We start from the raw sequence: 22,504 nt of genomic DNA, 5'->3' as shown, positions 1-22,504 counted from the left end.
TCGGTCGATCGGCCATCGGAGCGCGCACCCACTTTCATCCCTGGCTGGTCGCAAGACCCAGTCTGACATTTGGCAAGGAAGCGAAGGCGAATGACACGAGTATTGATTACCGGTGGCGCTGGCTTCATCGGCTCCCACGCGGCGGACGCGCTGCTTGTCGCTGGTTACGAAGTCAGGCTGTTCGACAACCTCTCGCCCCAGATTCATGGTGCGCAACGCGAGCGTCCCTCCTATCTCGATCGGGAGGCTGAACTTGTCGTCGGAGACATCACCGACGCGCTTGCCGTCGAACGTGCCTTGCGCGGCGCCGATATAGTCCTGCACCTGGCCTCGGCAGTCGGTGTTGGCCAGAGCATGTATGACATCGACTCCTATGTGCGGACCAACGAACTCGGCACCGCGACCTTGCTGCAAGCCTTGACGAGACGTCCGGTCGAACGTCTCGTCGTCGCCTCCTCCATGAGCATCTATGGCGAAGGCCTTTACCGCGCCGTAGATCATCATGCCGAGCTGGCGCCGGATGAACGGCCGATTGACCAGCTCCGAAACGGCGAGTGGGAATTACGGGACGCCGCAGGCCACATCCTCGATCCCGTGCCGACGCCCGAAACCAAGCCGCCCTCCTTGAGCTCGATCTATGCGCTGAACAAATATGCGCAGGAACGCATGTGCCTTATTACAGGCAATGCCTATGGCATCCCGACCATCGCTCTGCGCTTCTTCAATGTGTTCGGCCCGCGCCAGGCGTTGTCGAATCCCTATACAGGCGTGCTGGCGATCTTTGCCGCACGCCTGCTCAATGGCCGCCGTCCGCTGGTGTTCGAGGATGGTTTGCAACGGCGCGATTTTGTTCATGTGAAGGATGTCGCCCGCGCCTGCCGGGTCGCGATCGAGACCGATCGGATGAATGACGTGTTCAACGTCGGCTCGGGCCAAAGCCGCACGATCGTCTCGGTCGCGCGCGATCTCGCCCGGGTCATGGAACGCTCGGACATTGTGCCAGAGATCACCGGCAAATATCGCGCCGGCGATATCCGGCACTGCTTTGCAGATATAGCCAAGAGCCGCGCTCTGCTCGGCTTTGAGCCAAGCGTCAGATTTGAAGACGGCCTTGCGGAGTTGGCTGATTATCTGGCGGACCAGATCGCCGATGACCAAGCCGAGCAAGCCGCGGCGGAACTGTCGCGACGAGGATTGGTCGCATGACGAACAGAGACAACAGGCCTGTGCTGATCACCGGCGGGTGCGGCTTTATCGGCTGCAATCTCGTCGACCGGCTCGCCGACCGCGGTAATAGTGTCCTCATCCTGGACAATCTCGCCCGCGCCGGCGTCCGCGAGAATGCGCAGTGGCTCAAGTCCAGACACGGCGACCGGGTCAACATCGTCGTCGCCGATGTCCGCGATCCTATTCCTGTCATCGATGCCGTTAGGGAAGCTCGTGCCGTGCTTCACCTTGCGGCCCAGGTCGCCGTCACCGACAGCGTGGCGGATCCGGTCGGAGATTTCGAGATCAACGCCCGCGGCACCATCAATGTGCTCGAGGCCGTCCGCCTTCACAACAAATCCGCGCCGATGCTCTTTGCGTCGACGAACAAGGTGTATGGCCGGCTGATCGACGACACACAGATCATGCGAACCGGCGCCCGCTATGCGCCCGTCAGCAAAACGCTCTCGGACGGAATATCCGAAAACGCTCCGCTCGACTTTTATAGCCCCTATGGTTGCTCCAAGGGAACGGCCGATCAATATGTCCGCGACTATGCCCGCGTGTTCGGCCTGCAGGCTGTCGTCATACGCATGAGCTGCATCTACGGACCGCGACAGTTCGGGACCGAGGACCAGGGCTGGATCGCGCATTTCCTCCTGAGCGCCATCCGCGGCACCCCGCTGACAATCTATGGCGATGGCCTTCAGGTCCGCGACGCGCTGCACGTCTCGGATGCCGCCGATGCGTGGCTGACGGCGCTGGACCGGATCGCACTGGTGCGCGGCCGCGTGTTTAATCTGGGGGGAGGACCGCGCAACTCGGTGAGCCTGCTTGAGCTGATCGATCGCATCACGCAACTGACCGGTCGCAAGACGAAATACACATTTGCGGATTGGCGACCTGGCGACCAGCCCTGGTACGTCACCGATACGCGAGCGCTCTCCACCGCGCTTGGCTGGATGCCGAAGATCTCCCTACAGCAAGGGCTGTACACCCTGCACGCATGGCTTGACGGCCGTTTTGGACAATCGATGCCGAACAGGGAGGCTTCAGCATGAGGCGTGTCGCCCTGATCAATCCAAACTGGAATTTCGACGGCAGCATCTATTTCGGTTGCCGCTCTCCGCACCTGCCCCTGGAACTCGGGATCTCCGAGCACTATCTGCGCGAAGCCGGGCATCCGACGCTATTGCTCGATGCGCACATGTTCGGCCTTTCGCTCACGGGAATCGAGGCCGAACTCCACGCGTTCAAGCCGGATATAGTCGTGGTCACCACGGCGCCAACGTATCTGTTCTGGCGCTGCGCGCCGCCCGAACTGCGCGTTCCACAGGAGCTTACACTTTCACTGCGGGGACTTGCACCGAAGTTGGTCGCCGTCGGGCCGCACGGCTCGACCACGCCGAGGGCGGCGCTGAAGAAGCTTGGCGTCGACGTCGTCGTGATGGGCGAGTGCGAGCACTCGCTTCTGCGGCTCGCCAATGGTGAGCGCGATTTCGCTGGGCTGTGCTTCACTGACGGCACTTCAATTCGCATCAACGGCGGACCTCAGGCGGTCAACTTCAAGGACCAGCCGTCGCTGCGCTGGCCGACCGAAATGATCCGACGGCATCATCATCACCATCATCGCTTCGAGGCGGAGCCGACCGGCCCCGGCGCCGAGGTAGAGGCATCGCGCGGCTGTCCGTATAACTGCACGTTCTGCGCCAAGGAAAATTTCCGCAACGCCTATCGCAAGCGCCCTGCCGCCGTCGTTCTGGAAGAGATCGACCGCTTGCGAAGCCAGGGCATCGAGTATCTCTATTTCATCGACGAGATCTTCCTGCCGAATGCCGAATTACTGCAGGGCCTGACTAGCCGCGGGCTCAAATTCGGCGTGCAGACACGGATCGATCTGTGGCGTCCCGAAATGCTGGAGCTGCTCGGCCGTGCCGGCTGCGTGTCGATCGAAGCGGGCGTCGAGAGCCTGACGCCGGAAGGACGGGCAGCGCTGGCAAAGAACTGCAAGATGACCACCGACCAGCTTGCCGATCAGCTGGTCGAAGCGCGCCGGCATGTGCCGTTCGTGCAAGCCAACCTGATCGAGATGCCGGAGGATGAGGATCCCGTCGTCCAGCGCTGGCGCCGCCGGATGCAGGATGCCGGCGTGTGGGCCAACGATCCGGTGCCGCTCTATCCATATCCCGGTTCGCCGGATTACCGGAAGCTTTGGGGCGAGCCTGATGATTTCGCCTGGGAGCGTGCCCACCAGCACTACCTTGCAATGTTCGACCAATTCAGCGACGTCCAGGAGGAACGTCCCGTTCCACTCGCCGCGCTCGAGCTGCAGGTTGCATCATGAGCCGATCCGCGAATCTCAGGATTCTGATGACGTCGGATACCGTCGGCGGCGTGTGGACCTATGCTTCCGCGCTTGCGACAGCGCTCGCCGCTTCCGGCGCCGAGGTTCATCTTGTGACGATGGGGCCGCGCGCGAGAGTGGACCAGCGCGCAATGCTGAAGGATGATCGCGTGCACCTGATCGAGACCGACCTTGCACTCGAATGGCAGGATCCGGAAGACAGCGATCGACCGGTCGCCCAGCGCGCCTTTGCCGAGCTGGAGGAAGAGGTCCGGCCTGACGTCGTTCATCTCAACAGCTTCCGTGAGGCGGTGTTTGAGTGGCATGCGCCGGTGCTCGCGGTGGCGCACTCCTGCGTGAAGTCATGGGGTCTCGCCTGCCACGATACCGCATGGCTCGACGGGCCGGCCTGGCGACGTTACACGGCCGCTATCGCCGCGGGCCTGAGCCGGGCGCAAGCGTGGGTCAGCCCGAGCTGTGCGTTCTACGACGTCATTTCCGATCTATACCACCCCAGCGCGCCCGGCTTGGTGATTCGGAACGGCATCGCACCTGCTTCTCCACCAGACAAGAAGGAAGACTACATCCTTGCGGCGGGCCGGCTATGGGATCGCGCCAAGAACATCGCGACGCTGACCGACGCCGCGAAAGGCGTCCGTTGGCCGCTATACATCGCGGGCCCCGCCGATGATGCCGCCTCAGCCAGCGTTTCTTGGCTAGGCCATCTTTCCCACGACGAGTTACGCGCCCGCATGCAACGTGCGGCGATCTTCGCAAGTCCGGCGCTCTACGAGCCGTTCGGCCTTTCGGTCCTGGAAGCTGCCTCCGCAGGATGCGCACTGATCCTATCCGACATTCCGACCTTCCGCGAGCTATGGAGCGGCGCTGCCGTATTCGTTGATCCGACGAGCAGAAAAGGCCTACGTCGCGCCCTCGATGCGTTATGCGCGGACGACGACAAGAGAGCGCAATTGCAACGCGACGCCTGGGCGCGCTCGCAGCGTTACCCCCTGGCGAGGACGGCGAGCGCCTATCTGCAACTGTACACGAATCTGGTGGCCAACGCGCGGCGGCCCGTTTCAAGGCATCAGCTGGAGATGCACGCATGAAATGCATCCTCTTCTGTCATGCGTTCACATCCTGCTGGAACAATGGCAATGCCCATTTCCTCCGCGGCATCGCCCGCGAGCTCGGCGCGCTCGGTCACGAGGTCGTGGTCTATGAACCTGCTGACGGCTGGAGCCGGACGAATGCGATCCGTGACAGTGGTTCGAATACCCTTCGCGAGGTAGCGGATCTTTTTCCCAGCATCGATATCCGCCAATATGACGCCTCACTCGACCTCGACGAGGCGCTGGATGGCGCTGGGCTTGTGATCGTCCATGAATGGAATCCGCCGGAGCTGATCGAAGCGATCGGCCGCCGCCGGGCGCTCGGCGCACCCTACGCGCTTCTGTTCCATGACACCCATCATCGCGCCGTCACCGCCCCCGACGAGCTTGCGCGGTTCGACCTCAATGGATTCGACGGCGTACTCGCCTTCGGCGAAGCGCTTCGTCAGATCTATCTGCGGCTCGGATGGGCCGAGCGTGCATTCACCTGGCACGAAGCGGCTGATACAAAGCTCTATCGCCCGCTGCCGCATATCACGCGAACCCATGACGTGGTCTGGATCGGCAATTGGGGCGATGGCGAGCGCGCTGCCGAACTCAACGAGTTTCTGGTTCGGCCAGTATTGGAGTTGAGCGCCCAGACACGCATCTACGGCGTCCGCTATTCGGAAGCCGCGCACCGCGCGATTGAGCAAGCCGGCATCGAATACCGCGGCTGGCTTCCGGCGCATCGCGCGGCTGCGGCCTTTGCTACCGCGCGTTCCACTGTGCATGTGCCGCGTGGCCCCTATGCACGATCGCTGCCAGGCATTCCAACGATCCGAATGTTCGAAGCCATGGCCTGCGGCATTCCCATCGTCTCGGCCCCTTGGGACGACATTGAGAATATGTTCCCGCAGAACGCCTATCTGCGAGCCAAGAACGGAGCGCAGATGACCCGCGTGCTGGCGACGCTTCTGAACGACCAGGCGTTCGCGGCTGAAACCGCCGAAATCGGTCTCCGAGTGATCCAAAGCCGTCACACCTGCGGCCATCGCGCTATGCAGCTTCTCAACATCGTCGATGAGATTCAAGGCGCGCGTCCGTCATCGCAGCCCGCCGAACACGAGGGAGCCATCGCATGAAGATCTGCTTCTTCGGTTCGAGCCTCGTCTCGTCCTACTGGAACGGCGCCGCGACCTACTACCGCGGCATGCTGAAGGAAATCGCAGCGCTCGGGCATGACATCACCTTCTTCGAGCCCGATGCATTCGAGCGACAGGCTCATCGCGATATCAACGATCCATCGTGGGCCAAGGTAGTCGTCTATCCGGCGACGCTGGAGGGATGGCAGCGCTCCCTGGAGGTCGCCGCTCGTTCCGCGGACCTGCTGATCAAGGCGAGTGGCGTCGGCGTGTTTGACGTCGAATTGGAAAAGGCGATTGTTGAAATTCCATCAAGCGCGATCCGCATCTACTGGGATGTCGACGCGCCAGCCACGCTGGATGCGATGTCGAGCCATCCACGCCATCATCTGCGCAAAGCGATCCCGCGTTATGACATCGTACTCACCTACGGCGGCGGGGATTGCGTCGCGGCAGCTTATCGCGCGATGGGCGCCCGGGACTGCGTTCCTATCTACAATGCGCTGGATCCGGCGACGCATTTTCCGGCGCCGGCCGACACCAAATTCGAATGCGATCTCGGTCTGCTTGCCAACCGCCTGCCCGACCGCGAGCAGCGCATCGATCAATTTTTCCTCGATGTCGCGACCCGGACGCCCGGCAAGACCTTTACTCTGGGGGGATCCGGCTGGGAGAGCAAGGAGGCACCGTCCAATGTTCGCAAGGTCGGGCACGTCGGCACCAGCGATCACAACGCGTTCTTCGGCTCTGCTCTTGCGACGCTGAACGTCAACCGCAACAGCATGGCCCGTTACGGGTTCTCGCCGCCGACCCGTGTGTTCGAAGCGATCGGCGCTGGCGCGTGCCTGATCACCGACGACTGGGAAGGCATCGACCATTTCCTCGAACCGAATCGTGAAGTGCTGGTGGCAGCCAACGGTACCGAGGTGGCAGAGCACCTGAATTCACTGAGCCCGGAGCGCGCACATGCGATCGCGGAGCGCGCAAGGGCACGCATTCTCAGCCTTCACACCTACCGCCACCGAGCGCGCCAATTCGATGACCTTTTCGCGGGAATGGACAAGAGAATCGAGGCAGCAGAATGAATCTCAACATTGTGGTCATCGGGCTCTCGGTCACGTCTTCCTGGGGCAACGGTCATGCCACCACCTACCGTGCCTTAATCGACGCCATCGCGAAGCGCGGCCACCGCGTCACGTTCCTCGAGCGGGACGCTCCATGGTACCGCGATCATCGAGACCTTGCAAAGCCGTCGACATGGACCGTCAAGCTCTACCAGTCGCTGCCGGAGCTTGCCCGACGGTTCGGCAAGCTGATCCGCGATGCCAATCTGGTGATCATCGGCTCCTACGTGCCGGACGGAATCGCGATCTCCGAATGGGTGACGACGCATGCGCGGGGAATAACGGCCTTTTACGACATCGATACGCCGGTCACGCTCGCTGGACTCGATCGAGGACTAGGCTACATCTCCGGCGCCATGATCCCGCGCTTTGATCTCTATTTGTCCTTTAGCGGTGGACCGGTGCCGAAAATGATCGAGGATGACTTTGGCAGTCCGCTCGCCCGCGTCCTCTATTGCAGCGCCGATACGAGCCTCTACCGCCCGCGGGAGGCGCAAATCAAGTGGTCGCTGGGTTACCTTGGCACCTATAGCGAAGACCGGCAGCCGCTGCTGGAGCGACTGCTGCTTGCGCCTGCCGGAATACTGCCGGATCAACGATTCGCAGTCGCGGGATCGCAATATCCAGAGCATCTCGCCTGGCGCGAAAATGTCGAACGGATCGAGCATCTCGCGCCGACCCTGCACGCACAATTCTATTCGGAGCAGCGCTTCGCCTTGAACGCCACCCGCGCCGACATGCGCACGCTCGGTTTTTCACCGAGCGTGCGGCTGTTCGAAGCCGCCGCCTGCGGAACGCCGGTTATCTCCGATCGATGGCCCGGGATCGAAACGATTTTCATGCCATCGATGGAGATCCTCCTGGTCTCCGAAACGCGCGAGGTGGTCCAGATCCTTCGCGAGATGCCTGAGGAACGCCGGCGGACGATCGCCGAAAACGCGCGCAGGCGCATCCTGGCCGATCACACGCCCGAACATCGCGCCCGGCAGTTGGAAGCCCATTATCTCGAGGCAACTGCGCGGCGCTGCCGCAAATCCACCCGGCCGTCGATCAGCCCGCAGATGCAGGTCACCGAGATATGAGAGAGGAGATGCCATGACGTTTCAGGTCCGCCTTCGGCCTTCCCGCCGCACCAAAACCGTGCTGATCGCCGGGGGCGCCGGCTTCATCGGTTCGCATCTCTGCGATTCGCTGCTGCAGCGGGGCGCGACTGTGATCTGCGTCGACAATCTGTTCACCGGCACGGTCGACAATATCCGCCCATTGCTCAATCATCCGAACTTTCGGTTCGTCGAATGTGACGTGCGCGATCCGCTTAGTATCAATGACGACATCGATCAGATCTATAGCCTTGCCTGTCCGGCTTCACCGCGTCACTATCAGGCGGATCCGATCGGTACGATGAAGACCTGCGTCGTCGGCACCATGAACTTGCTGGAACTCGCGCGGAAGAAATCGGCCCGCGTCCTGCAGGCCTCGACCAGCGAGGTCTATGGCGATCCCGAGGTGCACCCGCAACCCGAATCCTATGTCGGCCATGTCAACACGATCGGTCCGCGTGCCTGCTATGATGAGGGAAAGCGTGCTGCGGAGACATTGATGTTCGACTATCACCGAACCCATGGCCTCGAGGTGAAAGTCGCGCGCATCTTCAACACCTATGGGCCGCGTATGCTGGAGAACGACGGGCGCGTGGTGTCGAATTTCATCGTGCAGGCGCTGCGCGGCGAACCGATCACGATCTATGGAAAGGGAACGCAGACACGAAGCTTCTGCTTTGTCGACGATCTCATTCGCGGGCTCGAATTGCTGATGGAGAGCCCGTCCTCCATCAGCGGGCCTTGCAACCTCGGCAACCCGCAGGAAATCACCATCGAGTCCGTGGCGCGTGAAGTTCTCGCCTATACCAATTCGGCCTCGCCGCTGCGTTTTGAGCCGCTGCCGAAGGATGACCCAAAACGGCGCAAGCCGGTGATCGACACTGCCGAGCGGTCGCTAGGCTGGCGTCCGCGTATCGCGCTGAAAGAAGGCCTGCAGGCAACCATCGCCTATTTCGCGTTGCGTGTTGCGACCGCGATGCCAGTGCTGGTGCCAGCGCACGCCTCGCGGAACCCCCCACATGCAGCGCGCGCTCGATTGACCATCGCCAGCCAGCAGTGACGCCGACGGCGGCTTGAACAGGTGAGCGCGAGGTGCAACGCAGCGGATCGATGGCAACAGACGGGGATGCTCTCCTGGCGCCATCCTGTGGCGAATCTTCCTTCCACCAGAATAGGCGTTCAGGAACGATGTCCGTCCGCCAGGATTGAATCGGAAACGTTTCGATGCGCCATGTCCAGTATTCGCTTTCCAGATCCGCCGAGAGACAAGGCAGGTCAAGCACGTGAAGCCCGCGATCGGCTCGGAGAGCCGGCGGAACAGGATCATCGTGGCCGCGGCGCGACGTCTCCCTGGCAAATTCCATGGGCGGGATGGAAGGACATCCTGCTCAGGACCTACGAACAGATCAACAAGGACAGGGTTCTGGCCGTCGCGGCGGGTGTCGTGTTCTACGGACTGCTTGCGCTCTTCCCCGCGATCACAGCAATCGTATCCTGCTATGCGCTGTTTTCTTCGCCAACGGCCATCAATGACCATCTGGCCGCGTTGGCCGGCCTCCTACCGCAGGGCGCCTTGGACATCGTGCGAGATCAGGTCGATCGCGTAGTTGCGAAGGGGAATACCAAGCTTGGGTTTGCCTTTGCGTTCAGCTTCCTTCTCGCGGTGTGGAGTGCAAACGGGGGGATGAAGGCAGTCATCGATGCGCTCAACGTCGTGTATGAGGAGGACGAGAAGCGCGGCTTCTTCAAGCTGAACGCCGTCTCGTTGGCGTTCACCTTCGGAGGCATCATCGCCGCACTTGTTGCCATCAGCGGGGTGGTAGCTCTGCCCGTCATCCTTGGGACATTCGGGGCGAGCTCGGTTGCCGATAACCTACTACGCATTGGCCGCTGGCCTGTCCTCGTCCTGGCCATGCTGTTCGGACTGGCTGTACTATATCGATATGGGCCAAGCCGACGTTCCCCACAATGGCGGTGGCTGACGGTCGGAAGCGTCTTCGCGACGTTGAGCTGGCTGGCCGGATCTGCGGCCTTCTCCTTCTATCTTGCAAATTACGCCAACTACGACGCGACCTACGGCTCGCTGGGGGCAGCGATTGGCTTGATGATGTGGATGTGGATGTCGACCATCGTCATACTGGTGAGCGCAGAACTCAACGCTGAAGTCGAACATCAGACGGCACGAGACAGCACCGATGGTTCAGGCAAGCCGCTCGGCGCGCGAGGCGCACGCATGGCGGACACGGTAGGAGAACAAAAGACGAGCTGACATCCGCGTAGCAACGGACGCCTCGTTGCTAGGAACCTACGACCTATCGCTGGCAATCTCCTAGTCGGTTACGGTCTCGGCGCCCCATGTACGGGCGAGTTCTGTAGATAATGGGTCAGCGACCACCCGCTCTCGGCCGCTCGCGTCTCCTCGATCCTAGCGCATCGCGTCAGCCTTCGCGGAAGCCCCCTGCTCCGCTGCGTCGACCACGCGCTCGAACTTCGCGGCCATCTCGTTTGCAGCCGACTTGGCTCCCTCGATCGTAAGACCCTGTTTGCGCGCCTCGTCAGCCGCAGCGTGAACTGCCTTTCCGGCTGCTTCACCCGCTCGAGCTACCTGCTCGGCCGTGAACTCGTGAGCTTTTTCCTTCACCGCCTCGCTCGCTTCGCCGAGGTACTCCGCTTCGGCCTTCGTTGTCGGGAACGCTGAAGCGATGCACGCGCCCGCGGCAATACCGACAGCACCAAGCGCAAGTGGTTGTCTTCGAAACAGATCAGCCAGGGCGGACCCCAGGCTTTCGATTGTCCCAGCCGCCCCATCAGGAACCGTCTTCGGATATCCGGAAAGCGTGTCGGCCTGCCGGCGGCCCAGGTGCGCGGTGCGATCGATCACTCCGGCAGCACTGTCCTGAAGCGTTTCGGCGGCCGAGCCGACGCTGGACCTAACGGTCGACCCGGCGCCTTCCAGGACACCTTGTGCAGTATCCGTGGCACGATCAAAACCCGAACGCACTGCGTCCGTCGTACGACCCAGTTCACCGCGGCTGAATAGCCATACCACCCCCATGCCGATCAGCGCAGCCGAGAGCGGGTTCCGGCTCGCCGCGTCGCCGAGGCCGCGCAGAAAATCCGATCGTGTCTCTGAAACGTCCCTCATCGCATCATCTCCTTCGCTGCCGCCTTGTCACGTTGAACCTGCTCTATCGTGACCGTGGGCTTGAGGGCATCACCCGAGAGCCTGCTCAGCCCAATCCAGACTAGCCCCGCCGAGACTGAAGCTGAGACACCCCCGACGAGGAGATAGGCAATCGGGTCGGAAAGCCCGGCATGCATCAGGCCAGCAGCTGCTGACATCAGCAGCAACACCAGGGCTGGAATGAAAATGACCGCCCCGGCGCCGATCATCGCTCCTGCCCGACCCGCCTGGCTAATTTTTTCCGAGAATTCAGCCCGGGCAAGCTCGAACTCATTGCCGATCAACTTTGCAAGCTGGCTGACGGCATCACCGACAAGATCTGGAATCGAACGGCTAGCTTGAGATGCCATCGCGGTACCCTCGAGTTTCGGACTGACGGCTTATTCCATCCCGTTGACCAACCCCGGACGTTACGCGCGGGCCGGTGTCCCCTGAATGTTCGGCTGAGCTTTTCAGAAACCGCACCATGCCGAATCCCGCAAGCGCGGCTATTCCGAGGAATGCCGTCGGCTGCCGGCGTGCAAAAGTCCTCGCGTTGCGCAGGAGATCATCGAAATCGCCGTTCTTCAGCGAGGCCGACACGGTTTCGACCTGCGACGCCGCCTTGCGCATGTAGGTGCCGGCAACTGGCAGGTCGCCGTCAAATTCGCTGGCTGCCCTTCGCATCGCTTCGGCAATGTTGCTGACGTATTGAGCGCCGGCATCTTTCCGATCGTCAACCGTTTCCTTGACCCGATCGGCAGCCTGCGATCCCAAATCCTTGGCGGCCTCGACGAACTCCGAGGCCTGGTCCTTGATGGCATCCGCCGAGGAACTTGCCATCTCCGCTGCCCGATCCTTGAGGTCGCGCCCCGCAGAGGCAGCTTGCTCGCCCGCGCTCTTTGCGGCGCGACCTGCTTCCTGGAAATCCTGTTCCGCAGGATCGGAACTCTTTTCGGTAAAAACCTGGTCAGCCATGACTATCTTCTCCGTGGAAACCTGATGATTGGCTGTCCTCTGGTGGTTCGAAGGCTGTGGTCACTGCAGCCTCTGCCACTCGGCGGACGCGTTGCCCCAAGTCATTCGCTCCCTCACGCACGCCATCCGCGCTGAGCCCCTCCGCTTCGGCCTGGTCCGCCGCGCGCCGGGCGGCTTCTCCGGCAGCGTCTTTTGCGGCTTCGAAACCGTGGGACGCAGCGGTTTGTACGCGACGCTTGACCGAGCTGCTGGTCTCACCGACCATGTCGTCCTCCAGCTCGGTTCGCGGAAGCGCGCTAGCGATCACGCCGCCGATGAGCAGCCCGATGCCAGCGACCAGAAGCGGATTCTGCTCAATCGTCTCGCGGAACGTTTTCGTTGCACGATCTCCCAAATCGGAGGCGGTCTCCCGTCCCGATCTCAACGTCTCGCTTGCCGAATCCTTGGCCGCCCCTGCAAGCCTCTGACCTGTCGAGGTCGCGCCGTCTGCAATGTCCCTCACGGAACCAGCAGCAGCGCCGATCTTTCCGGCCATGTGATCTCTCAGTTCGGCTCCGCTGCTCCTGACCGAGGCGCTGGTCGATTCTGCTGCCCCGCGTAGCCGCTCAGAGCCCGACATCAGCGCGGTCTGAGCGGAGCTGCCCGCCTCGCGTTCGTGCTCGGCTCCGGCGGAGGTCACCCGATCAAGACCGCCCATGACGGCTTCTTTAGCGCTATTAGTGGCATCGGCGATTTGGTCGCTGAAGCCGCGTGCGCGACGGACAACGTCGTCAGACAAATCAGCGGCGATGGCCGAAGCCTTCTGCGTCGCTGCCTTGCCGCTGTTGGAACTCGCCAGGTAGAGGCCGGCGCCGATCATCCACACCGGGAACGGCACCGTTCGAGCAAGGCGAAACAACGGATAGGCAAGACTGGCGCCTACGGCGACTGCCTGCATCGGGTTCTCCCGTGCCGTGGTGGTGACATCGCCGAGCAGTTGCTCACCGCGGGAGCGGACGAAGCCTGAAACCTCGGCTTTGATAGCGGCCGGACTGATGCGCCCCCGTATGTCCTGAGCCGTGTCCGTGACGCTATGGCGAAGCTGTTCGACCGTCTGCGTAAGGCTGGCCCGAGTCTGCTCGGTCTCCTGCCTGATCTGTTGAAGCGAACGCGCGTCAGTTTGAGTCATGTTTGTACACCTCAATTCATCTGGAAGCCGAACCTGCATTCACCGCGTTGGTTCCTCGATTCGCAGCTTCATCTCGTCGCAAGCGAAAGGACAGGCAGATGCTGCGGTACGAGGAAAAATCATTGACCAGCTCGCTTACCCCAGACAGTCCCGCCAAGGTGGCCGAGACTGTCTGGTCGGATAGACTCTTGGCAATAAGAATACCGAGAGAACGACCTTACTCGTTGCCGGCCCTTTCGTTCCTATGGGTACGATCGTGGGAGAGGATCACGTTGAGGGTGCCTGCGCGCAAGTTCGTCCAGCGCCTCGCAGGCTCTCCGTTGCTACGTCAGATCGGCCTGATGCTCCGTTGAGCCGCCGCAAGTGACAGCAGCGTTGTCCCAAGAGCGCACGGTCCTCTTTCCTAGGAACTCCGGATGGTCCTCACAAATTTGAACCTACGAGCTTGATTGGAGGAGAGGACCTCGTTGGGGAAGACGACAGTGACGTTTGGCAGAGGCGCTTTGCTGGCGATTAGTCCGCACAAGCGAGACGGTGAATTACAGGCCGAAGGCCACTTGCGGTCAGCTCAAGAATGGCCAGGGTCACAGGCAACTTAAAGCGCCGGGGCCCAGCGCTTCCGGGATTGAGATAAAGCACTCCGTCAATGGTCTCGATCTGCGGTCGATGCGAGTGGCCGCAAACGACCACGTCAATACCGCACAAACCAGGATCGAGCCGTAATTCCTTGAGGTTGTGCAGGATGTAGATGGACCGCCCGCCGAGCCTTATCGTCTGGGTGTCAGGATAGCGCTCCGCCCAGTCGCCGGTATCGACGTTCCCTCTGATCGCAATCACAGGCGCAATCCGGCGGAGCCGGGCGATCACGTCTGGGCGACCGATATCGCCGGCATGGATGATATGCGCGACCCCGGCGAGCCGTGGCTCAACCTCGGGACGCAGCAGGGCGTGGGTATCCGAGATGACTCCGATCCTGAGCAATGCGTCAGTGTCCTCGTGCGGTACCCCTGTTCGGGTCGGATGACGTGGCGCTATCCTTGCCGTTATAGAACAATGCGACGCCAACGACAGCCAACACAAAGCAACCACCCGCCTCGCTCAGCTTCGTCGCCAGCCCATTATGATCGATCGGAACGAGCATCGCATCTGCCGTAAGAGTGCGAACGAAAAGCATCTTACTTGCCGCATGCTCAAGCGGACCGATCACCTCTGGCGGCGCTTCGCTCCTTGCCGGGCTCATTGTCCAGGTCCAACCGCCACGGAAGGTTGATCACGGTCACATCAGGCTGTCCGAGTCCGATTAGTCGAGAGCGCAGCCGGAGGGCGCGATGCGTATGCAGCAGGTGTTGGTACCAACGTCGTTTAACCACTTCTGGGATCAGAACCGCGAGTCGCCTACCGGGAAATTTGTCTCTGATCTCATCGATCACCCTCAACATCGGCTGCTGAATCGCGCGGTATTGCGCCTGGAGAACGACTAGGCGTGGAGGCAGGAGTCCCGCTTGCTCTGCCGGCACCTCGACATCTCTTCGCCATTGGTCGCGAAGAATTCGCTGTTCATCCGCGACATCTGGACCCGATAGCTGTAGGAGATGAACGGCGACGACTTCCGGCGAGATGCTCAACGCAAATTTCAAAGCGTTGTCGCTCAGCCTGTTCCAACTCTCGAACGCGACAACGACAATAGGCGGAGCCAATCCGCTGAGATCCAAAGGGGCGGGATCGCGGAGCTGGGTGGCAAGCTCGTCATAGTAGGCGCGTATCGTTTTGAGCAGAACGATGACGAGCGGAAGCACCAAAATGGTGATCCAAGCTCCCTCTATGAACTTGGCCGCGATGATCACGATGAGAGCAGTACCTGTCGTGATCGCGCCGATCGCATTGATCACGAGATGGGCTTTCAGTTCCTTCTTGGGTGCTTCCTCCTCGGCAATGGCTCGGCGCCAATGCCATACCATGCCAGTTTGCGAGATGGTGAAGGTGAGAAATGCACCGATCGCAAACAGTGGGATGAGCCTGTCGGTTATGCCGCCAAAGACCGTCAGGAGAAATCCCGATGTGAACGCCAGATATAGGATGCCGACGTCGAAGACCAATCGTCGGCCCGCAACTGCGAAGGATTTGGGCAGGAAGCCGTCTTGAGCGACTACGCGGCAAAGGCGAGGGAAATCCACGAAGCTCGTATTGGCCGAAAGAGCCAGCACGCACAGCAGTGAACCGATCGCGACATAATAGAGAGCGCCGTTTCCCACAATGGCGGCCGCAAGCTGGGACAGAACACTGCGGTAGCCCTCCTGCTCCTGATCCATAGCGCCGATGCCATAGGCGCGAGTGAGAAAGGCGATGCCGATCAGCAGCGTGCCGAGGATGACGACGATCGCCGTCAACGTACGGTGACCGTACTTAATCGTCGGCTCACGAAAGGCGGTCATGCCGTTGGACACAGCCTCCACTCCCGTCATCGCCGTGCAGCCGCTTGCGAAGGCGCGCAGCAGTAGCCAGAGACTCGCGGTTTCGATTGCGTGTCCCATTGGGGGCGGCGGGACAGCCGGCTGGGGCGATCCGCTGGAGATCATGACTTTATAAGCTCCGACAGCGAGAATGATGCCGAAGCTGGCCACGAACAGATAAGTAGGCAAAGCAAACATCCGGCCAGCATCGAGCGTGCCGCGGAGGTTCACAATCGTCACGAGCGCGAGAATACCGAGACACAGTGGGAGAATGTAGGCGTGCAAGGTCGGCGCCGCCGAAACCAGCGCGCCAACTCCCGCCGCGATGCCGACGGCAACGTTCAAGACATAGTCGACCATCAGAGCCGCCGCGGCGAGCAGACTAGGATTGGTACCGAGGTTGTCCTTGGCAACGACATACGCACCACCGTTGTTCGGGTAGGCTCGGATGGTTTGCCAGTACGAGGCAAACAAGATCGCAAGGAGGACCACGATCGGCGCCATGACCCAGCCGATAAAGGACGTCGCGGCTGCTCCGAGCGGAATGAGGATGGTGAGGGCGGCTTCAGGACCGTAGGCGGATGAGCCAAGTCCATCGAGTCCCATTGCCGGAACGCCCTCAAAGGCCCCGATCTTGCGCTCCTTGAACTCCCGGTTGGCCAAGCGTCGTCCGAGAAGAAGATCAAGCGCGCTCACACTCACTATCCCGACCAACAAGATACATCATACCATTCTTCAGCTTACCCACCGAGGGACACAGCCGAAGTCGAGGGCGCCCCGCGGCCTGCCGTATTCGCAAGGTCAGGCGCTCCGAACACCAAGACTCGTAAATTCCGTAGGTTCCTAATGGGTGAAGTGTTGCTGACTCTGAGAAGAGCAGCGCACGAATCTCGAGATGGCGCTTTGCGGCCGTCGCAGGCGAAGACAGCGCTGCTTTTTCGAGGACTTGCTTAGCGAGATTTTTCGCCCGTTCCGGAGGGCGAAGTGCGGCTCGTGCCACTGCTGGATCCCGTCGTCGGCTGGTCGGCGGGTCGTCCAGGGGCGTGGGCGGAAGCACCCGGCTTCTCCTGCTCGCCGACATAGCCTGATTCACCGGACTGACGGGTCTTGGCGCCCTTGTCCGCCTCCTCCTGCATCTGTGGGTTCGGCACGGTCTGCTGCTGCGCCATGGTCGGCAGCGCGATCACGGCTCCCAAACCGACGACTAGCGCGAGAATTGAGGTTCTCATGAGATCTCCTCCCATACTGACTCCACGCTCAAACCCGCAAAGCGGCGATCGTTCCCGGGAGCTGGAGCTATTTGCGACGGCACGGCAGGCCATTTCGACGGCGAATGATCCGGCGTAAACTAGGACCGATCCGCGCCGGAGCGCTGCTCGCTCTGCGCGCGATGCCAGCTAGGAGAGCCGGCGATATCGGCGCAGCATCAGGTCAGACGCTATTTCAGCTTGCCGAGCTTTGCGAATAAGCTGCTCTCTCTCGCTCCCAGCTGGCCTGCTTTCGGCCATTTTCCGCGGATGCTGCACCTCGCCCGCGAGCAACTCTTCCAAGGTGGTGTTCTTAAAACGACGCCGCTTTAACATGGCGCAGCTCCCTCGTATGCAGGCGGGAGCGCGATCGGTCTTTCGACCACCGGCGCCCACCATGCGTAGTGTCATGCCAGTGATGGAGGATAACTCGCAAGCCGCCGGTTTGTTCGCATGGCGGTACGCCAAAAGACCGCGCGGCACATCAGCGCGTCGAGCTGGCAACCTGAGAGATCCGGGCCCGATCGCGTCTCAACGGTCAAGATCTCGTTCAACTTGCCCGCTCTTTCATCTACTGCGCCTCGAGCGCGCGCCGCTCATTCGGCGTCAGCTTTTGCACCTGATCTGCAGTGAGCTTCCCGATGCCGACGAATTGAACCGGATTTCCAGGATCGTAAGCCGGCGACTGACCGCTGCGTTCGGGCGCCCGACGCGACCTGTTGTCCTCGTCCTGCCGCGGCTCGCCGTCACCGCCGCCGTAGCCGAGAAACTCAACAATGATCACCGAAGGCCGATCCGAGGGCGTTTGCTGGGTCGCATCCTTGACCGCGTCCGCTGCCGCCTTGTCCTTAGTATCGAGGGTCAGTGGCGCGATCTTGACGTCGTCCTTTGGGACCCCCTTCACCTCTCCCTTCACGGCGAGATTGTCGATGCGGCACGATCTGGCCGTCGACGGTCGTGGTGAGATAGGCGGGCATTGCGGCGACCTTCGCCGGATCGAGATAGGCGGCGACGAACGCCGTGTAGTCCGGGGACTTGCCGTTCAGGCCGGCGATCACGTCGATTGAGGCGCCGTCGGCGGGAAGGCCGCGGATGTCCGTTCCCGTGATCGGGCGGTTGTTGCTGTCGAACCGGCGATTGCCGATGCTCACCGTTCGCGGATTGTAGACGTCGCGTCCGGCGGTCAGCAGCACCGAGCCGGGCCCCTCCACCGAGAGGTCGGCATTGATGATATCGTTGCCGGCCTCCAGCCATGTCGTGTCGGTTCGGTGAAGGTTGCGCAGGTCCAGCGTGGCATCGCGGATGTCCTTGCCGGCACGTAGCCAGGTCTGCTCGTTGGCCCACATCGTCGCGCTTCGCGACGTCGTCGTGGTGGCAACCGGGCCGATGATCGAACCCGAGCGGGCATAGATCCGGCTCGGCTCGTAGTCGTTCTCGTTGGGAAGATGCGCCGGATTGCGGAAGCTGGCGAGGTAGAGGTCGTAGGCGCCTAGGCGATTCGATCACGTCATCAACTCGGATAAGGTTTTCGGTACACACACCCAACCAAATCCGCACGGCAAGCCCGTCGGCGTTAGCTGGTCGGCAAGCGCGCCACGGCATCCTTCAAGGCGACTCCGCTGGTACCTGCCTTCAGCATATCCAAAACCAGCGACACCACGGCATCCGCGGCGTTGTCGGCGCTCAGCCCGCCGTTACGAATATTCGAGATGCAGTTCCTCCTTGAATCGGGCGTACCCGCCTTCGGCAAGCATGTCATGTAGGCGCCTAGACTATCCGCTGAGGAAAGGCCGGGTCGCTCTCCGATGAGCACAATCGAAACCCGAGCACGGATGATTTCCGCCACGGGATCACCGAGCGCGACGCGCGCGAGCGATGCCAAAATCAGCGGTGCGATGGAAAGCTGCCGAGATGAAAGACGTTCGACGATCGCTTGCACCAGCGGCACGGCATTGATGTTGATGGCGCTGGCCGACAATCCATCCGCCACCACGATCACGACATCACAACCCGGATGGATACCTGCGAGGCGCTCCGCGGACTCCGGAGAAAGTTTTCGGCCCAGATCAGGGCGTCGGATATAGGTACCGCGATCGCCGGCCTGGCTTTCGACATCGACCGTTCCCGGACTTAGATCAGCAAGGTTGGCTCGAAGTGAAGCCCAATCGACTGCAGACCAGACGGCCTGACGCGCGCGTGCATGATCGAGTAGAAACAACTGCGCGGCGCGCGTTGGCAGCCCGGCACCAAATCGCCCCAGAAGCACGCGCGCTTCTGTCATCTGCCGCAAGTCGACCGACCCTGCCGTTTCCTTTGCCAGATCATCCTTCACGTCACGCTCCGAGCAGCCTGGCATTCGCAATGCGATCAGCGAGCCTCGGCGGGGCGTCCAAGAGGCGGCCGGCCATATCGGTCAATCCGATATCCACCAGCCATCGCTCAAACTCCGGCGCCGGCGGACGCTTCAGGATTTCTCGGCAATAGACCGCGTCATGATGCGCGAGTGACTGGTAGTTCAGCATCACATCGTCCGCGCCGGGAACGGTGATGACGAAGTTGACGTTGGCCGCGCAAAGCAGGGTCAGCAGCGCGTCCATGTCTTCCTGATCGGCGTCGGCGTGGTTGGTGTAGCAGACGTCCACTCCCATCGGTAAGCCGAGCAGCTTACCGCAAAAATGATCTTCCAGGCCGGCACGAATGATCTGCTTTCCATTGAAGAGATATTCGGGGCCAATGAATCCAACCACGGTGTTCACGAGCAAGGGCCTGAATTCGCGCGCAACCGCATAGGCGCGGGCTTCCATGGTCTGCTGATCGACGCCGAAGTTCGCCTCGGCCGAAAGTGCCGCCCCCTGTCCGGTCTCGAAGTACATCAAATTCGCATCGATCGCACCGCGCCCGAGGTCACGTACAGCCTCATGTGCCTCCTTGAGCAGCGCCAAACTGATGCCGAAACCGTCATTCGCCTTCTGCGATCCGGCGATCGACTGGAACACGAGATCCACCGGAGCCTTCGCAGCGATTGCCTTGATGGCAGTCGTCACGTGACCCAGGCAGCATGTTTGCGTCGGAATCGAAAGGCGCATGCGCAGTTCGTCGAGGAGCGAGACAATGCGCACATAGTCATCCACGGTGTCGGTTGCCGGATTTACCCCGATCACCGCATCCCCCGACCCCATCAGGAGCCCATCGATTGCGGAGGCGGCAATGCCGTAGGAGTCATCGGTCGGATGGTTTGGCTGATTGCGCGTCGAAAGCCGCCCCCTCAGTCCAATTGTCGACCGGAAGCGGGTGACGACCTCCCGCTTGGACGCCACTGAGATCAGATCCTGCAAGCGCATGATCTTCGAGACCGCGGCCACCATCTCAGGCGTCAGGCCGAACGTCACCGCCTCAAGCTGCCGCTGGCCCGTTTCCGGCTTGAGAAGCCATTCGCGGAATTCACCAACGGTCAGCGACGAGATGATCTCGAAAGCCGCCGGGTCATGGCGATCGACAATCAGGCGCGAGACTTCGTCCCAGTCGGCGGGGATCAATTCCTCGGCGAGGAATGTCTTGAGGGGAACGTCCGCCAGCGTCATCTGCGCGGCAAGCCGCTCGACCGGTCCGTCCGCAGCGATGCCGGCAAGCTGGTCGCCCGATCGCTCGGGCGTCGCCTTGGCCAGGAGATCCTTGAGGTCAGCGAAACTGAAGACCGTCTGCTCGATCGTCGTCTTGTAGGGCATGATCGCTTGCTATCGGTTGATGAGGGCCAGCGCTTCCGCGTGAAGTTTCGGCGTGGCAGACGCCAACACGCGCCCCTCGGAATGAATTGAAAGCGGGCTTCCCTTCCAGTCAGTGAAGCATCCCCCCGCCCCCTGCACGATCGGAACCAGGGCCATATAGTCATATGGCTGCAGTCCCGTTTCCAGAACGATGTCGCAATGTCCCGACGCGAGCAGACCATAGATGTAGCAATCGCCCCCAAAACGCCGCAGCTTGGCGGATCTCGAAAGCCGCTCGAACACTTCTGCGTCCTCGTTCGCGAACATATCGGGTGACGTCGTATAGAAACGGGCATCTGCGATGGCTTCGCAGGCGCTCGTCCGGACCAATCTGCCGCCGAACAACGTCAGACCGGGCTTCGCCATCCACCGCTCGCCGGTGGCCGGGGCGTCGATCAAACCACAGAAGGGCTGCCCCTCATAAGTCAGCGAGATCAGCGTACCGAACAAGGGAAGGCCAGTGATGAAGCTCTTGGTGCCGTCGATCGGATCGATGACCCATGTGAAGGCGTTGCCGCGCTTGACCCCAATCTCCTCACCGATGATGCCGTGGTCGGGATAACGCGCCTCGATCCGTTCCCTGAGGTGCAGTTCGACGGTTCGATCGGCAATCGTCACCGGACTCGCATCGGGCTTGGAAATGACATCCAGTGGGGTGCGGAAATAGGACAGCACGATGGGCCTGACCGCGTCAGCGAGCTCGGCGGCGAAGGAAAGGTAGACATCCGCATCGTCTACCGCCACGGCAAGTTTGACCATCACAGCGCCTTCAGGAATGACGGCCAGCGCGGGTCATAGATGATGGAACGCGCGCGCATGTGCTTCCATATGCCATATTTGTAGAAATCAAAATCCAACGTCGACATCCGGTTCTGCACCAGCGCCCAGGCGCTCCACTTGATGTCGGCAAGCGCCTTGTGGACGATGAAGCGCGCGTGCCATCGCTTGTCATAACGGCCGAAATACTCCTCAATGATTTCCTGCTCGACATCCTCCGAGAAGAAGTGCTCGCTGCTCCAGATGGCCAGGTCATAAAGCCGTTCGTTGTTGGATGCATATTCGAAGTCGATTAGCTTGATCGACTTGTCGTCCCCGACCAGGAAATTCCCTGGCATTGGATCGTTGAAGCAAGGCACGAGATCGAGCCCGGACGCCTCGAGAGCCGCCCGGGCCTGCTTATACTGACGGTAGAGCCAGGCATGATCCTCGGGCCAGTAGCCGCCGAGCTGCTTCACCTGCTCATAGTGCTCCTCGATCATGTCGAATACGGTCTTGGTCAGCGGAAGTGGCGGCGCCTCGTGCAAGCGGCGATACATGCTCACCACGGTGGCGCGAAAGGCGGGATCGAGGAAGTCGCGATGGGTGGAGGCTCGCCGGTCATCAAGGAATTCTGAAATCTCGATGTCCAGGTGGTCGAGAAAGTCAAACGTCCTCGGCCCGACATCCATTGCCTCGGCCTGTTTGCTTGCCGCCCGCGCCGCGCTGCGATCGATGAACATCTCGGTGCCGCGCCCCGGTATCTTCACAAAGTATCCGACAGGGTCGCCATCGACCCTCACGAGGAAATTGGTGTTGCTGATGCCGCCGGATACCGGCTGATAGGACAGGCAGCAGGGCTTCCAGGCCTCCACCTGAACAATGGCCGCCTCGAGCGTCCGCTCGGCATCTGACCTGGCCGCACCGATTTCAAGCATAACCTTGTCTCACTTTCTCTGGCTCGAAAA

General features: G+C 61.3%; 22 protein-coding genes. 9 read left to right on the top strand and 13 right to left on the bottom strand.

From position 1 onward, the window contains the following. The first annotated feature begins 90 nt into the window (after positions 1-90). From AC5ZGW_RS02680 to AC5ZGW_RS02640, 9 genes are all read left to right on the top strand, one after another. Complete coding sequence (locus AC5ZGW_RS02680; RefSeq protein ID WP_130222657.1) at positions 91-1,206, top strand: NAD-dependent epimerase/dehydratase family protein; 1,116 nt, start codon at positions 91-93, stop codon at positions 1,204-1,206. Next, a complete protein-coding gene (locus AC5ZGW_RS02675) occupies positions 1,203-2,267 on the top strand; it encodes an NAD-dependent epimerase/dehydratase family protein (protein WP_130222655.1) in 1,065 nt (354 codons plus the stop codon). Before AC5ZGW_RS02680 ends, AC5ZGW_RS02675 begins: the two co-directional genes overlap by 4 nt. Then, complete coding sequence (locus tag AC5ZGW_RS02670; protein ID WP_130222653.1) at positions 2,264-3,550, top strand: TIGR04295 family B12-binding domain-containing radical SAM protein; 1,287 nt, start codon at positions 2,264-2,266, stop codon at positions 3,548-3,550. The genes AC5ZGW_RS02675 and AC5ZGW_RS02670 overlap by 4 nt, the downstream gene beginning before the upstream one ends. Continuing rightward, entirely contained in the window at positions 3,547-4,659 is a 1,113-nt protein-coding gene (locus AC5ZGW_RS02665) for a glycosyltransferase family 4 protein (protein WP_130222651.1), read from the top strand. Before AC5ZGW_RS02670 ends, AC5ZGW_RS02665 begins: the two co-directional genes overlap by 4 nt. Next, positions 4,656-5,786: a CgeB family protein gene (locus AC5ZGW_RS02660; RefSeq protein WP_130222649.1), complete on the top strand. Its 1,131-nt coding sequence runs from the start codon at positions 4,656-4,658 to the stop codon at positions 5,784-5,786. The genes AC5ZGW_RS02665 and AC5ZGW_RS02660 overlap by 4 nt, the downstream gene beginning before the upstream one ends. Next, positions 5,783-6,871, top strand: coding sequence for a CgeB family protein (locus AC5ZGW_RS02655; RefSeq protein WP_130222647.1), 1,089 nt, complete (start codon positions 5,783-5,785; stop codon positions 6,869-6,871). Before AC5ZGW_RS02660 ends, AC5ZGW_RS02655 begins: the two co-directional genes overlap by 4 nt. Further along, the gene (locus AC5ZGW_RS02650) at positions 6,868-7,992 is read left to right on the top strand and encodes a CgeB family protein (RefSeq protein WP_130222645.1); all 1,125 of its coding nucleotides are present in this window, start codon (positions 6,868-6,870) and stop codon (positions 7,990-7,992) included. Before AC5ZGW_RS02655 ends, AC5ZGW_RS02650 begins: the two co-directional genes overlap by 4 nt. Positions 7,993-8,005: 13 nt before the next feature. Next, positions 8,006-9,070 (top strand): UDP-glucuronic acid decarboxylase family protein, encoded by a 1,065-nt coding sequence (locus AC5ZGW_RS02645; RefSeq protein ID WP_130222643.1) that lies wholly within the window; start codon positions 8,006-8,008, stop codon positions 9,068-9,070. Positions 9,071-9,241: 171 nt separating this feature from the next. After that, positions 9,242-10,279 (top strand): YihY/virulence factor BrkB family protein, encoded by a 1,038-nt coding sequence (locus AC5ZGW_RS02640; protein WP_130222641.1) that lies wholly within the window; start codon positions 9,242-9,244, stop codon positions 10,277-10,279. 156 nt (positions 10,280-10,435) lie between these two features. Here the strand turns inward: AC5ZGW_RS02640 and AC5ZGW_RS02635 are convergent, their stop codons facing one another. The 13 genes from AC5ZGW_RS02635 to AC5ZGW_RS02575 form a co-directional block, all read right to left on the bottom strand. Beyond that, positions 10,436-10,891, bottom strand: a complete 456-nt coding sequence (locus AC5ZGW_RS02635) for a hypothetical protein (RefSeq protein WP_496113853.1) — start codon at positions 10,889-10,891, stop codon at positions 10,436-10,438. Positions 10,892-11,151: 260 nt separating this feature from the next. After that, positions 11,152-11,544 (bottom strand): phage holin family protein, encoded by a 393-nt coding sequence (locus tag AC5ZGW_RS02630; protein WP_130222637.1) that lies wholly within the window; start codon positions 11,542-11,544, stop codon positions 11,152-11,154. Then, complete coding sequence (locus AC5ZGW_RS02625; RefSeq protein WP_130222635.1) at positions 11,528-12,151, bottom strand: YtxH domain-containing protein; 624 nt, start codon at positions 12,149-12,151, stop codon at positions 11,528-11,530. Before AC5ZGW_RS02625 ends, AC5ZGW_RS02630 begins: the two co-directional genes overlap by 17 nt. Next, entirely contained in the window at positions 12,144-13,358 is a 1,215-nt protein-coding gene (locus tag AC5ZGW_RS02620) for a hypothetical protein (protein ID WP_130222633.1), read from the bottom strand. Before AC5ZGW_RS02620 ends, AC5ZGW_RS02625 begins: the two co-directional genes overlap by 8 nt. Positions 13,359-13,832: 474 nt before the next feature. Then, a complete protein-coding gene (locus AC5ZGW_RS02615) occupies positions 13,833-14,300 on the bottom strand; it encodes a metallophosphoesterase family protein (protein ID WP_130222631.1) in 468 nt (155 codons plus the stop codon). A 209-nt stretch (positions 14,301-14,509) separates the two neighbouring features. Next, complete coding sequence (locus tag AC5ZGW_RS02610) at positions 14,510-16,465, bottom strand: APC family permease (RefSeq protein ID WP_130222629.1); 1,956 nt, start codon at positions 16,463-16,465, stop codon at positions 14,510-14,512. 254 nt (positions 16,466-16,719) lie between these two features. Next, positions 16,720-16,998 carry a hypothetical protein gene (locus tag AC5ZGW_RS02605; RefSeq protein ID WP_130222627.1) on the bottom strand — a complete coding sequence of 93 codons (279 nt, stop codon included), beginning with the start codon at positions 16,996-16,998 and terminating at the stop codon, positions 16,720-16,722. A gap of 589 nt (positions 16,999-17,587) precedes the next feature. Next, on the bottom strand, positions 17,588-17,920 hold the full coding sequence (locus AC5ZGW_RS02600; protein WP_130222625.1) for a hypothetical protein: 333 nt from the start codon (positions 17,918-17,920) through the stop codon (positions 17,588-17,590). Then, a complete protein-coding gene (locus tag AC5ZGW_RS02595) occupies positions 17,865-18,362 on the bottom strand; it encodes a hypothetical protein (RefSeq protein ID WP_130222623.1) in 498 nt (165 codons plus the stop codon). Before AC5ZGW_RS02595 ends, AC5ZGW_RS02600 begins: the two co-directional genes overlap by 56 nt. A gap of 227 nt (positions 18,363-18,589) precedes the next feature. Then, positions 18,590-19,348, bottom strand: coding sequence for an ethanolamine ammonia-lyase subunit EutC (gene eutC / locus AC5ZGW_RS02590; RefSeq protein ID WP_283813226.1), 759 nt, complete (start codon positions 19,346-19,348; stop codon positions 18,590-18,592). Between the two features lies 1 nt (position 19,349). After that, complete coding sequence (locus tag AC5ZGW_RS02585; RefSeq protein WP_130222619.1) at positions 19,350-20,741, bottom strand: ethanolamine ammonia-lyase subunit EutB; 1,392 nt, start codon at positions 20,739-20,741, stop codon at positions 19,350-19,352. Between the two features lie 9 nt (positions 20,742-20,750). Continuing rightward, entirely contained in the window at positions 20,751-21,539 is a 789-nt protein-coding gene (gene hisN / locus AC5ZGW_RS02580; RefSeq protein WP_130222617.1) for a histidinol-phosphatase, read from the bottom strand. After that, positions 21,539-22,474, bottom strand: coding sequence for a choline/ethanolamine kinase family protein (locus tag AC5ZGW_RS02575; RefSeq protein ID WP_130222615.1), 936 nt, complete (start codon positions 22,472-22,474; stop codon positions 21,539-21,541). The genes hisN and AC5ZGW_RS02575 overlap by 1 nt, the downstream gene beginning before the upstream one ends. Between the last annotated feature and the right edge of the window lie 30 nt (positions 22,475-22,504).

It is taken from the genome of Bradyrhizobium sp. Crot121, assembly GCF_059512385.1.
The sequence above is the reverse complement of the archived record's forward strand: the minus strand, read 5'-3'. Positions and strand labels throughout refer to the sequence as shown.